12 protein-coding genes are annotated in these 12265 nt (G+C 66.6%); 9 read left to right on the top strand and 3 right to left on the bottom strand.

The features are described from left to right. Nucleotides 1–266: 266 nt before the first annotated feature. On the bottom strand, nt 267–1043 hold the full coding sequence (locus AP428_RS15780; protein ID WP_006477030.1) for an enoyl-CoA hydratase: 777 nt from the start codon (nt 1041–1043) through the stop codon (nt 267–269). A 129-nt stretch (nt 1044–1172) separates the two neighbouring features. Here AP428_RS15780 and paaN point away from each other — a divergent pair, with 129 nt between their 5' ends. The 5 genes from paaN (at nt 1173) to paaK (ending at nt 6797) form a co-directional block, all read left to right on the top strand. Further along, the gene (paaN, locus tag AP428_RS15775) at nt 1173–2879 is read left to right on the top strand and encodes a phenylacetic acid degradation protein PaaN (protein WP_054928333.1); all 1707 of its coding nucleotides are present in this window, start codon (nt 1173–1175) and stop codon (nt 2877–2879) included. An 87-nt stretch (nt 2880–2966) separates the two neighbouring features. Then, nucleotides 2967–4169, top strand: a complete 1203-nt coding sequence (gene pcaF / locus AP428_RS15770; RefSeq protein WP_054928332.1) for a 3-oxoadipyl-CoA thiolase — start codon at nt 2967–2969, stop codon at nt 4167–4169. Nucleotides 4170–4214: 45 nt separating this feature from the next. Beyond that, complete coding sequence (paaG, locus tag AP428_RS15765) at nt 4215–5006, top strand: 2-(1,2-epoxy-1,2-dihydrophenyl)acetyl-CoA isomerase PaaG (RefSeq protein ID WP_027813574.1); 792 nt, start codon at nt 4215–4217, stop codon at nt 5004–5006. Between the two features lies 1 nt (nt 5007). Continuing rightward, nucleotides 5008–5460, top strand: coding sequence for a hydroxyphenylacetyl-CoA thioesterase PaaI (gene paaI, locus AP428_RS15760; protein WP_011546526.1), 453 nt, complete (start codon nt 5008–5010; stop codon nt 5458–5460). Nucleotides 5461–5498: 38 nt separating this feature from the next. After that, entirely contained in the window at nt 5499–6797 is a 1299-nt protein-coding gene (gene paaK / locus AP428_RS15755; RefSeq protein ID WP_054928331.1) for a phenylacetate--CoA ligase PaaK, read from the top strand. A gap of 287 nt (nt 6798–7084) precedes the next feature. Here paaK and AP428_RS15750 read toward each other — a convergent pair whose 3' ends face one another. Then, entirely contained in the window at nt 7085–8209 is a 1125-nt protein-coding gene (locus AP428_RS15750; RefSeq protein ID WP_027809350.1) for a murein transglycosylase A, read from the bottom strand. A gap of 28 nt (nt 8210–8237) precedes the next feature. On the opposite strand from AP428_RS15750, the gene AP428_RS37425 reads away from it, so the two are divergent. After that, a complete protein-coding gene (locus tag AP428_RS37425) occupies nt 8238–8381 on the top strand; it encodes a hypothetical protein (RefSeq protein WP_006482075.1) in 144 nt (47 codons plus the stop codon). A gap of 21 nt (nt 8382–8402) precedes the next feature. Here AP428_RS37425 and apaG read toward each other — a convergent pair whose 3' ends face one another. Next, the gene (gene apaG, locus AP428_RS15745) at nt 8403–8777 is read right to left on the bottom strand and encodes a Co2+/Mg2+ efflux protein ApaG (RefSeq protein WP_006477037.1); all 375 of its coding nucleotides are present in this window, start codon (nt 8775–8777) and stop codon (nt 8403–8405) included. Between the two features lie 177 nt (nt 8778–8954). Here apaG and rpe point away from each other — a divergent pair, with 177 nt between their 5' ends. The 3 genes from rpe (at nt 8955) to trpE (ending at nt 12261) form a co-directional block, all read left to right on the top strand. Next, a complete protein-coding gene (gene rpe / locus AP428_RS15740; protein ID WP_006482066.1) occupies nt 8955–9641 on the top strand; it encodes a ribulose-phosphate 3-epimerase in 687 nt (228 codons plus the stop codon). 4 nt (nt 9642–9645) lie between these two features. Continuing rightward, nucleotides 9646–10410, top strand: coding sequence for a phosphoglycolate phosphatase (locus AP428_RS15735; protein ID WP_054928330.1), 765 nt, complete (start codon nt 9646–9648; stop codon nt 10408–10410). 357 nt (nt 10411–10767) lie between these two features. Then, nucleotides 10768–12261 (top strand): anthranilate synthase component I, encoded by a 1494-nt coding sequence (gene trpE, locus AP428_RS15730; RefSeq protein ID WP_006477040.1) that lies wholly within the window; start codon nt 10768–10770, stop codon nt 12259–12261. The last annotated feature ends 4 nt before the right edge of the window (nt 12262–12265 follow it).

The following is a 12265-nucleotide window of genomic DNA, read 5'->3' as shown; positions in this document are numbered from 1 at the left end:
CGCGGGGCTCAACTTCCGTACCGCCGAGGCTCGCTACCGCCGAACCTCAACAGCACTGCTTCCCTTCCTCCCGCGCTGCGTTTCCGTTAGCGCGAAAGAGGCGTGATTCTAAGCACCCGCCCCCATCCACGCAAGCGCTTTGTGAAGAAAGTTTGAAAAAGCCTCCGTGCGCTGCCGCGCACGGAGGCTTTTGATGAACGGGTCAAGGCGATTCCGCCGATAACCGATGCAGGCCAGCCACCGGACACCCGACCGACGCCAGTCGATCAGCGGTGCTTGAACACCGGCTTCCGCTTCTCGACGAACGCCGCCATCCCTTCCTTCTGGTCTTCGGTTGCGAACAATGAATGGAACAACCGGCGCTCGAAGTGGACGCCTTCAGCCAGCGTCGTCTCGTACGCGCGGTTCACCGACTCCTTGACCATCATGACCGCCGGCAGCGAAAACTCGGCGATCGTCGTCGCGGCAGCAATCGCCTCCTCGAGCACCTTGTCGGCCGGCAGCACGCGCGAAACGAGCCCGGCACGCTCGGCCTCGGCGGCGTCCATGAAGCGCGCGGTCAGGCACATGTCCATCGCCTTCGCCTTCGATACCGCGCGCGGCAGACGCTGCGTACCGCCCGCGCCCGGCATGACGCCCAGCTTGATTTCCGGCTGACCGAACTTGGCCGTGTCCGCCGCGAAGATGATGTCGCACATCATCGCGAGTTCGCAGCCGCCGCCCAGCGCAAAGCCCGAAACTGCGGCAATGATCGGTTTGCGGATCTCGCGGACCGTCTCCCAGTTGCGCGTGATGTAGTCGCCCCGATAAACATCCATATAGGAGTAGGTCGCCATCATGCCGATGTCCGCGCCGGCCGCGAATGCCTTCTCGCTGCCGGTCACGACGATCGCACCGATATCGTCGTCCGCATCGAACGCCTTCAGTGCCGCGCCCAACTCATCCATCAGCGCATCGTTCAGCGCATTCAGCGCCTTCGGACGGTTCAGCGTCACCAGACCGACACGCCCCCGGGTCTCCACCAGGATGTTCTCGTAAGCCATCTATTTCTCCTCGATCAATGAAATGAGAAACGCCTCGCACATGCGAATAGTTTGATGCTACCATTCTCCGACCAACCGGTCGGTTAATTAATCGATCCAATCCCTCTCAACGTTCATCAGGCCGCCGCCATGACCCACGCACTGTTCACGAAGCACGAAGACACGCTGAAACACGCACTCGCCGCCATCGAGAGCCGCGGGTACTGGAGCCCGTTCGCCGAAATGCCGAGCCCCAAAGTGTACGGGGAAAGCGCCAGCGCGGACGGTGAGGCCGCGTTCAAGTCACACCTCGACAAGACCTTCGTGCTCGACCAGCCGGCGACCGGTGAAACGGTCGGCGCCGAGCGCTCGCCGTACGGCATCGGGCTGGGCGTCCGGTACCCGAAATCGACGCCCGACGCACTGATCGCTGCCGCCGCCGCCGCGCAACGCACGTGGCGCGAAGCCGGCCCGAGCGCATGGGTCGGCGTCAGCCTCGAAATCCTCGCGCGCCTAAACCGTGCAAGCTTCGAAATTGCCTACAGCGTGATGCACACCACCGGGCAAGCCTTCATGATGGCGTTTCAGGCCGGCGGCCCGCACGCGCAGGACCGCGCCCTCGAGGCGGTCGCCTATGCGTGGGACGAACTGCGCCGCATCCCGGCCGACGCGCACTGGGAAAAGCCCCAAGGCAAGAACCCGCCGCTCGCGATGCACAAGCGCTACACGATCGTGCCGCGCGGCACGGGCCTCGTGCTCGGCTGCTGCACGTTCCCGACCTGGAACGGCTACCCGGGCCTGTTCGCCGACCTGGCAACCGGTAATACCGTGATCGTCAAACCGCACCCCGGCGCGATCCTGCCGCTCGCCATCACGGTGCGGATCGCCCGCGACGTGCTGCGCGAAGCCGGGTTCGATCCGAACGTCGTCACGCTCCTCGCGACCGAACCCAACGACGGCGCCCTCGTCCAGGACCTCGCGCTGCGCCCCGAGATCAAGCTGATCGACTTCACCGGCAGCACGCAGAACGGCACGTGGCTCGAACGCCATGCCCACCAGGCACAGGTCTACACCGAGAAAGCCGGCGTCAACCAGATCGTGATCGACTCGACAGACGACCTGAAGGCCGCCGCCAAGAACATCGCGTTCTCGCTGGCGCTGTACTCCGGCCAGATGTGCACGGCACCGCAGAACATCTACGTGCCACGCGACGGCATCCGGACGACCGACGGCCATGCGAGCTTCGACGAAGTCGCGCAGGCGATCGCGGTTGCCGTGCAAAAACTCACCGGCGATCCAGCTCGCTCGGTCGAACTGATCGGTGCGATCCAGAACGACGGCGTGACTGCGCGCATCGACGACGCGCGCAAGCTCGGCCGCGTACTCGCGGACAGCGTGACGCTCCAGCATCCCGCCTTCCCCGATGCGCGCGTGCGTACGCCGCTCGTGCTGCAACTCGACGTGGCCGACCGCGAGAAATTCACACAGGAGTGGTTCGGCCCGATCTCGTTCGTGATCGCGACCGACTCGACCGCGCAGTCGCTCGATCTCGCCGGTGAAATCGCCGCCGAGCATGGTGCGCTGACCCTCTCCGTCTACAGCACGGACGACGCAATCGTCGACGCCGCACACGACGCGGCAGTGCGTGGCGGCGTCGCGCTGTCGATCAACCTCACGGGCGGCGTATTCGTCAACCAGTCGGCCGCGTTCTCCGACTTCCACGGCACGGGCGCGAACCCGGCCGCCAACGCAGCGCTGGCCGACCCGGCATTCGTCGCCAACCGGTTCCGCGTGGTGCAAAGCCGCGTCCATGTTGCCCCGAAGGCGGCACCCGCGGAAGCTGGCCAGACGGCATAACCCGATTGGCCGACGTGCAAACGCCACTACGTTCTCTACCATGAACGAATCCGCCACCCGGCGGGTTCGTCACTCACCGATACGCTCATGACAGACGCCTACATCTGCGATGCGATTCGCACCCCCATCGGCCGCTACGGCGGCGCCCTGAAAGATGTCCGTGCTGACGACCTCGGCGCGGTGCCGCTCAAGGCGCTGATCGAGCGCAATCGCGACGTCGACTGGGCGGCGATCGACGACGTGATCTACGGCTGCGCGAATCAGGCCGGCGAGGACAACCGCAACGTCGCGCGCATGTCGGCGCTGCTGGCGGGCCTGCCTGCTGCCGTGCCGGGCACGACGCTGAACCGGCTGTGCGGTTCCGGCATGGACGCGGTCGGCACGGCCGCGCGCGCCATCAAGGCAGGTGAAGCGCGCCTGATGATTGCAGGCGGCGTCGAGAGCATGACGCGCGCGCCGTTCGTGATGGGCAAGGCCGCAAGCGCGTTCGCGCGCCAGGCCGACATCTACGACACGACGATCGGCTGGCGCTTCGTCAATCCGCTGATGAAGCAGCTGTACGGTGTCGATTCGATGCCGGAAACCGCCGAGAACGTCGCGGTCGACTACGACATCAGCCGCGCGGATCAGGACCTGTTCGCGCTGCGCAGCCAGCAGAAGGCCGCACGGGCGCAGCAGGACGGCACGCTCGCTGAAGAAATCGTCGCGGTCACGATTCCGCAGAAGAAAGGCGATGCCATCGTCGTGTCGCGCGACGAACATCCGCGCGAAACGTCGCTCGAAGCGCTCGCGAAACTGAAGGGCGTCGTGCGTCCCGACGGCTCGGTAACGGCCGGCAACGCGTCGGGCGTGAACGACGGCGCCTGCGCGCTGCTACTCGCCAATGCGCAGGCGGCCGACCAGTATGGCCTGCGCCGCCGCGCGCGCGTCGTCGGCATGGCGACCGCCGGCATCGAGCCGCGCGTGATGGGCATCGGCCCCGCGCCGGCCACGCAGAAACTGCTGCACCAGCTCGGCATGCGCATCGACCAGTTCGACGTGATCGAACTGAACGAGGCGTTCGCGTCGCAAGGTCTCGCCGTGCTGCGCATGCTCGGCGTGGCCGACGATGATCCGCGCGTGAACCCGAACGGCGGTGCGATCGCGCTCGGCCACCCGCTCGGCGCATCGGGCGCGCGGCTCGTCACCACGGCACTCCATCAACTCGAGCGTACCGGCGGCCGCTTCGCGCTCTGTACGATGTGCATCGGCGTCGGCCAGGGCATCGCGATCGCGATCGAACGCGTGTAACCCACGCGCCGCCCGCCTATAACGAAGTCATGAAGGAGACACTGCATGTCCTATCAGGCGATCCAACTGGATATCGATCAGGCTGCGGGCGTGGCCACGGTCACGCTCAACCGGCCCGACAAGCTGAACAGCTTCACGCGGGCGATGCATCGCGAACTGCAGTCGGCGCTCGATGAGGTCGAGGCGGCCGGCGTGCGCGCGCTGATCCTGACGGGTGCGGGGCGCGGCTTTTGCGCGGGTCAGGATCTGGCCGACCTCGACTTCACGCCGGGCGCGTCCACCGATCTCGGCACGCTGATCGACGAGCATTTCAATCCACTGATTCGCCGCCTGCAGCGCCTGCCGATTCCGGTGATCGCCGCCGTCAACGGCACGGCAGCCGGCGCCGGCGCGAATCTGGCACTGGCGTGCGATCTGGTGTTTGCCGCCCGCTCGAGCAGTTTCATTCAGGCCTTCGTCAAGATCGGACTCGTGCCCGATTCGGGCGGCACGTGGTTCCTGCCGCAACGCGTCGGTATGGCACGCGCGCTGGGGCTCGCGCTGACCGGCGACAAGCTCGGCGCCGAGCAGGCCGAACAGTGGGGCCTGATCTGGCGTGCGGTCGACGACGACGCGCTCGTCGCGACAACCCGCCAGCTCGCCACCCAGCTCGCGCAGCAGCCGACGCTCGCCATCGCATCGATCAAGCAGTCGATGCGAGACAGCGTCACGAACACGCTCGATCAGCAGCTCGACGTGGAACGCGACCTGCAGCGCAAGCTCGGCCAGTCGCACGACTATGCGGAAGGCGTGCAGGCTTTCATCGAGAAGCGCGCACCGCGCTTCGAGGGGCGTTGACATGACGAATGCCACCGCCACGCTCGACCCCGATTCGCTCGCCCGCGCCACCGCGCAGGCCATGTACGACGCCGACGCCTGCAGCCGTGCGTTCGGTATGGAAATCGCTGAAGTACGCGCAGGCTACGCCCGCCTTCAGATGCGCGTGCGGCCCGAATTCCTGAACGGGCACCAGACCTGCCACGGCGGGATCATCTTCACGCTCGCCGATTCGACGTTCGCGTTCGCGTGCAACTCGTACAACCTGAATGCGGTCGCGGCCGGCTGCTCGATCGAATTCCTCCGCCCCGTGCACGGCGGCGACCTGCTGACGGCCGAGGCGATCGAGCAGGCGCGTGCCGGCCGCCACGGCATCTACGACATCCGCGTCACGAACCAGACAGGCGAGACGGTCGCGATGTTTCGCGGCAAATCCGCCCAGATCAAGGGCACGGTCATCCCGGAAGACCACTGACGTCGGCGGCTCGTCCATAACAAACACTGGAGACATGCATGACTACCCCGCTACCGCTCGAGCCGATCGAGACCGCCTCACGCGACGAGCTGACCGCGCTGCAGCTCGAACGCCTCAAGTGGTCGCTCCGGCATGCGTATGACCACTCGCCCGTCTATCGCCGCAAGTTCGACGAAGCGGGCGTGCATCCGGACGACCTGAAGTCGCTCGCCGACCTGTCGCGCTTCCCGTTCACGACCAAGGGCGACCTGCGCGACAACTATCCGTTCGGGATGTTCGCGGTGCCGCAGGACCAGATTTCGCGTATCCATGCGTCGTCCGGCACGACCGGCAAGCCGACGGTCGTCGGCTATACGGCCGCCGACATCGACACGTGGGCGAATCTCGTCGCACGTTCGATCCGCGCCGCGGGTGCGCGCCGCGGCGACAAGGTGCACGTCAGCTACGGTTACGGGTTGTTCACGGGCGGGCTCGGCGCGCACTACGGCGCCGAACGCGCGGGCCTCACCGTGATCCCGTTCGGCGGCGGCCAGACCGAGAAGCAGGTACATCTGATCCAGGATTTCCGGCCCGACATCATCATGGTCACGCCGAGCTACATGCTGTCGATCGCCGACGAGATCGAGCGCCAGGGCCTCGATCCGGTGCGGAGTTCACTGCGCATCGGCATCTTCGGCGCGGAGCCGTGGACCAACGACATGCGCGTCGCGATCGAACAGCGGATGGGCATCGATGCGGTCGACATCTACGGGCTGTCCGAAGTGATGGGCCCGGGCGTGGCATCCGAATGCGTCGAGACCAAGGATGGCCCGACCATCTGGGAAGACCACTTCTATCCGGAAATCATCGACCCGGAAACCGGCGAAGTGCTGCCGGACGGCGAACTCGGCGAGCTCGTCTTCACGTCGCTGACGAAGGAAGCGCTGCCGATCATCCGCTACCGCACCCGTGACCTCACGCGCCTGTTGCCGGCCACCGCCCGAACGATGCGCCGGATGGAGAAGATCACCGGCCGGTCGGACGACATGATGATCGTGCGTGGCGTCAACGTGTTCCCGACGCAAATCGAGGAGCAGTTGCTCAAGCAGCGTGCACTCGCGCCGCACTATCAGATCGTGCTGACGAAGGAAGGCCCGCTGGACGTGCTGACGCTCAACGTCGAGCCCTGCCCGGAAACCGCGCCCGACACCGCGGCGATCCAGGCGGCGAAACAGGCGCTCGCGTACGACATCAAGTCGCTGATCGGCGTGACGGCCGTGATCAACGTGCTGCCGGTGAACGGCATCGAGCGATCGGTCGGCAAGGCGCGCCGCGTCATCGACAAGCGCAAGAGCTGAGGTCACCTCGCCGCGCAGGCGAGCGGCGCGAACTTCGCGCACTCGCCGCACGCACGCCGCGCAGCGGCGAATCCGAGCCTGCAAATGAAACAGCCCGGTCGGCCAACGCCGATCGGGCTGTTCTACTCCAAAGCATCGTTCGACGTGACACGCAGAGCATCACGCGAACTGAAATCAGACGGACACACCGGCGATCAGACCGGCACGCCCCGCGCACAATGAGACGCGCCATCCATGCCGCGTCTCGTTCACGAGCCACCCTCCGGGCAACCCGCGCCGCCCCCAAATCACGAATTCGGGAACAGCAGCCACATCCGGCCGACCTGCTTCATCCGGCCGGCCTGGTCGCCCGCGTCGTCGCCAAGCCCCCAGAAATAGTCCGCCCGCACGCCGCCCTTGATCGCCGAGCCCGTATCCTGCGCGAACACGAGCCGGTTCATCGGCGTATTCGTCAGCGGACGCGTGGTCTGCAGGAACACCGGCGTGCCGAGCGGGATCGACGACGGATCGACCGCGATCGAGCGCTCAGGCGTCAGCGGCACGCCGAGCGCACCGATCGGACCGTCCGCGCCGCCGTGCGGCGCATCCTCCTTGGTCGGCATGTCGCGGAAGAACACGAAGCGCGGATTCGTGTCGAGCAGCGCGTCGACGCGCGTCGGGTTCGCTTTCGCCCAGGCCTTGATGCCCTGCATCGTCGCCTGCGCGGGCGTCAGCTCGCCGCGATCGAGCAGCCATTTGCCGATCGAACGGTACGGTTGATTGTTGGTGCCACCGAAGCCGACCCGCATCACCGAACCGTCGTCGAGCAGCACGCGCCCCGAGCCCTGCACCTGCAGGAAGAACGCCTCGATCGGATCGTCGACCCACACGAGTTCGTTGCCGTTCAGGATGCCGGCGCGCTCGAGCTGCGCGCGTGCCGGCAGCGCGGCGCCCGCGCGATAGCCGGCCGGCCAGCGATAGAGCGCGTACTGATACGGGCCGCGACGCACGCGCGAACCGTGCAGCAGCGGCTCGTAATAGCCGGTCACGAGCCCGTCGAGCGTACCGTCGGTATTCGCGAGCTGGAACGGCGTGAAATACGTTTCGAAGAAGGTGCGGGCGCTGCTGACGTCGAGTTCGTCGAGCCGGTCGGCGGCCGCGCAAGCGCGCGTCCAGGCCGGCTGACGCGCAAGCCGCGCGCAATTTTGTCGCAGCGCGGCCGTCGCGCCGATCAGCGAATCGTCCTGCCAGCCCGGCACCTGCTGCCACGCGACCGGCGTGAGCCGCTTCGCGGCGACCTGGCCCGGCACGATCGCCGCGCCGGTCGGCGGCTTCAGCGCGGAAGTTCGCGTCGGCGCGCCGCCGCACGCCGCGAGCAGCGCCGCCGCAGCAGCAGCGGCCATCCACCCGGCCAGCCGGGGCCCAAACCACATACAATGTCCGTTCTTGATGGAAACCGCCATGTCAGATTTTCTCGACCAATATCCGATGCTCATCTTCGCGCTCGAAGCCTTCGTAGCGCTTGCCCTGCTGATCTTCATCGTCGTGTGGACGTCGTCGGGCAGAAAGAAGCAGGCCCGCCACAACGACCGCCAGCCGCGCTGACGCGCGCCGCACACTGCACGCTCAATGCAGCGTGCGCGGCATGTGCAGGGCGAACTCGTCGACCGGCGCCTCGAAACGCTCGCCGTCCTCCGCCACGCAGAAGTACGCACCGCGCATCGTGCCGACCGGCGTCGCGATCACGGCCCAGCTCGTGTATTCGAAATGCTCGCCCGGCTGCAACAGCGGCTGGTGCCCGACGACGCCGAGCCCCTTCACTTCCTGCACGTGGCTTTCGCTGTCCGTGATGATCCAGTGACGGGCGATCAGCTGCGCCGCGACCTGTCCGGTGTTGCGGATGGTCAGCGTGTACGCGAATGCGTATTGACGGTGATCGGGGTCGGATTGTTCCGGCAAGTAGCTGGTTTTCACCGAAACGGTGAACTGATACTGACTCATGGTGTGTCCGCTCTAGGTAACCGCGCGCGCCGACTCGAGCGGCCGGGCCGCGGGCGCGCCGCATTGGTTCGGCATTCTATGCGCAATCGGGCCGCAACCGCACGGCCTGCCGCCGCGCAGCGGGTCGCCGGACGGTAGAATGACGGTTTTGCGCCGCAACGTCCCCGCTCCCCTGCCATGACTCAATTCCGCATCGCCCCCAGCATCCTGTCGGCCGACTTTGCACGGCTCGGCGAAGAAGTCCGCAACGTAGTCGCCGCCGGCGCCGACTGGATTCACTTCGACGTGATGGACAACCATTATGTGCCGAACCTGACGATCGGCCCGCTCGTCTGCGAGGCGATCCGCCCGCACGTGCAGGTGCCGATCGACGTGCACCTGATGGTGCGTCCGGTCGACCGGATCGTGCCCGATTTCGCGAAGGCCGGCGCGAACCTGATCAGCTTCCACCCGGAAGGCTCCGATCACATCGACCGCACGCTGTCGCTGATCCGCGACCACGGCTGCAAGGCCGGTCTCGTGTTCAATCCGGCCACGCCGCTGAACTACCTCGACCACGTGATGGATCGCCTCGACTTCGTGCTGCTGATGTCGGTGAACCCCGGCTTCGGCGGCCAGTCGTTCATTCCGGAGACGCTGAACAAGCTGCGCGAGGCGCGCGCCCGCATCGACGCGTACACCGAGCGCACCGGCCGCGAGATCCTGCTCGAAGTCGACGGCGGCGTGAAGGCCGACAACATCGCGGAAATCGCGGCGGCCGGCGCCGACACGTTCGTCGCGGGCTCGGCGATCTTCGGCAAGCCCGACTACCGCAAGGTGATCGACGAGATGCGCGCGGCGCTCGCGACCGTCGAACGGAGCTGACGCCGTGACCGACTCGTCGTTCGCCGGCCGCACGCCGGCCGGGGCCGCCACGGACGCGGCCCCGATCCGCTTCGCCGCGCCGCGCATCGATGCGGCGCTGATCGACCTCGACGGCACGATGGTCGACACGGCCGACGATTTCACGGCCGGCCTGAACGGGATGCTCGCGCAGCTCGGCGCGCCGGCCACGTCGCGCGACGAAGTGATCGGCTATGTCGGCAAGGGCTCCGAACACCTGATCCAGAGCGTGCTGAAGCCGCGCTTCCAGGCCGACGAAGCGCAGGCGCGCTTCGACGACGCACTCGCGATCTACCAGACCGAATACGCGAAGATCAACGGCCGCCACACGCGTCTCTATCCGGACGTGGCAGCCGGGCTCGACGCGCTGCGCGCGGCCGGCATCCGGCTCGCGTGCGTGACGAACAAACCGCACCGCTTCGCAGTCGAGCTGCTCGAGCAATACGGGCTGGCCGGCAGCTTCGGCATCGTGCTGGGCGGCGACAGCGTCGCGCGCAAGAAGCCCGACCCGCTGCCGATGCTGACGGCCTGCGATGCGCTGGGCGTCGCGCCGGACGCCGCGGTCGCGATCGGGGACTCGGAAAACGACGCGCTGGCAGGCCGCGCGGCCGGGATGGCGACGCTGACGGTGCCGTACGGCTACAACCACGGCAAAGCTATACAAACGATAAATTCGGATGGTATAGTCGATTCGTTGCTGGTCGCGGCTCGCGCAATTTCCGCGCACAACGCCGGCCGGCCAACCCTCTGATTATTTCTTCCATCCGCATGTTTCTGAATAAAAAACGGAGTCTGAGCAGCATCGACCGGGGAGCCTGGCCCTGGCGTCGCTGGTCGCGCTAACCTCTTCGATGAGGTACGCTGAAGCACGTCTTCAGCGCCGTTTTTTATCTCGCTGCGCATCCGCGCGCCGATCGTCGCACCACCTCGAGTTCCACCGTGTCCGAACGCTTGCGTTCAGGCTCGGCCGCAGGCTCGCGACGTTCACGCCCGGAGTGCCGGCCGGCAACAGGCACTTCTCGATCGACCGCCCTTTCGCCGACGGCCACCCGCGCAGCGTCAAGTGATCCCTGGCGCACGCGCCGCTCGTCCCGAACAGGACCGGAACATGACCGAACTCGAATTCCAATCGCTGGCGAACGAAGGCTACAACCGCATCCCGCTGATCGCGGAAGCCCTCGCCGATCTCGAAACGCCGCTGTCCCTCTACCTGAAGCTGGCCCAGCCCGAACGGGCGGGCGCCAACTCGTTCCTGCTCGAATCTGTGGTCGGCGGCGAGCGTTTCGGCCGCTACTCGTTCATCGGCCTGCCGGCCCGCACGCTCGTGCGCACCCGCAACGGCGTGTCGGAAGTGGTGCGCGACGGCCAGGTCGTCGAGACGCACGACGGCGACCCGTTCCAGTTCATCGAATCGTTCCAGGCGCGCTTCAAGGTCGCGCAGCGCCCGGGCCTGCCGCGTTTCTGCGGCGGCCTCGCCGGCTACTTCGGCTACGACGCGGTGCGCTACATCGAGAAGAAGCTCGCGAACACCGCGCCGCGCGACGATCTCGGCCTGCCCGACATCCAGTTGCTGCTGACCGAAGAAGTCGCGGTGATCGACAACCTTGCCGGCAAGCTCTACCTGATCATCTACGCGGACCCGGGCCAGCCCGAAGCGTATGCGAAGGCGAAACACCGCCTGCGCGAACTGAAGCAGCGCCTGCGCACGACCGTGCAGCCGCCCGTCACGTCGGCGAGCGTGCGCACCGAGACGTTCCGCGAATTCAAGAAGGACGACTATCTGGCCGCCGTGCGCCAGGCGAAGGAATACATCGCGGCCGGCGAGCTGATGCAGATCCAGGTCGGCCAGCGACTCACGAAGCCGTACCGCGACAATCCGCTGTCGCTGTACCGCGCGCTGCGCTCGCTGAATCCGTCGCCGTACATGTATTACTACAACTTCGGCGATTTCCACGTGGTCGGCGCATCGCCGGAAATCCTGGTGCGCCAGGAAAAACGCGGCGAAGACCAGATCGTCACGATCCGCCCGCTCGCCGGCACGCGCCCGCGCGGCAACACGCCCGAGCGCGACGCGGAACTCGCGACCGAGCTGCTCAACGATCCGAAGGAGATCGCCGAGCACGTGATGCTGATCGACCTCGCGCGCAACGACGTCGGCCGCATCGCGGAAATCGGCTCGGTGCAGGTGACCGACAAGATGGTGATCGAGAAGTACTCGCACGTGCAGCACATCGTCAGCTCGGTCGAAGGCAAGCTGAAGCCCGGCATGACGAACTACGACGTGCTGCGCGCGACGTTCCCGGCCGGCACGCTGTCCGGCGCGCCGAAGGTGCGCGCGATGGAACTGATCGACGAGCTCGAGCCGGTCAAGCGCGGGCTGTACGGCGGTGCGGTCGGCTACCTGTCGTTCTCGGGCGAGATGGATCTCGCGATCGCGATCCGCACGGGCCTGATCCACAACGGCAACCTGTACGTGCAAGCGGCGGCCGGCGTCGTCGCGGATTCGGTGCCCGAATCCGAATGGCAAGAGACCGAGAACAAGGCGCGCGCGGTGCTGCGTGCGGCCGAACAGGTCCAGGACGGCCTCGATAGCGACTTCTGACCGG

It is taken from the genome of Burkholderia sp. E168m22, from assembly GCF_001319805.1.
Classification (GTDB): Bacteria; Pseudomonadota; Gammaproteobacteria; order Burkholderiales; family Burkholderiaceae; genus Burkholderia; species Burkholderia orbicola.
Note: the sequence above shows the minus strand (reverse complement) of the source record. Positions and strands in the feature narration are given on the sequence as shown.

Excerpts from the sequence above, each read along its gene's own strand:
- paaI (WP_011546526.1), top strand. The coding sequence starts at position 5,008 with ATGACGAATGCCACCGCCACGCTCGACCCCGATTCGCTCGCCCGCGCC.
- apaG (WP_006477037.1), bottom strand. The coding sequence starts at position 8,777 with ATGAGTCAGTATCAGTTCACCGTTTCGGTGAAAACCAGCTACTTGCCG.
- paaG (WP_027813574.1), top strand. The coding sequence starts at position 4,215 with ATGTCCTATCAGGCGATCCAACTGGATATCGATCAGGCTGCGGGCGTG.
- trpE (WP_006477040.1), top strand. The coding sequence starts at position 10,768 with ATGACCGAACTCGAATTCCAATCGCTGGCGAACGAAGGCTACAACCGC.
- AP428_RS37425 (WP_006482075.1), top strand. The coding sequence starts at position 8,238 with ATGTCAGATTTTCTCGACCAATATCCGATGCTCATCTTCGCGCTCGAA.
- AP428_RS15750 (WP_027809350.1), bottom strand. The coding sequence starts at position 8,209 with ATGTGGTTTGGGCCCCGGCTGGCCGGGTGGATGGCCGCTGCTGCTGCG.
- pcaF (WP_054928332.1), top strand. The coding sequence starts at position 2,967 with ATGACAGACGCCTACATCTGCGATGCGATTCGCACCCCCATCGGCCGC.
- paaK (WP_054928331.1), top strand. The coding sequence starts at position 5,499 with ATGACTACCCCGCTACCGCTCGAGCCGATCGAGACCGCCTCACGCGAC.
- paaN (WP_054928333.1), top strand. The coding sequence starts at position 1,173 with ATGACCCACGCACTGTTCACGAAGCACGAAGACACGCTGAAACACGCA.
- AP428_RS15780 (WP_006477030.1), bottom strand. The coding sequence starts at position 1,043 with ATGGCTTACGAGAACATCCTGGTGGAGACCCGGGGGCGTGTCGGTCTG.
- rpe (WP_006482066.1), top strand. The coding sequence starts at position 8,955 with ATGACTCAATTCCGCATCGCCCCCAGCATCCTGTCGGCCGACTTTGCA.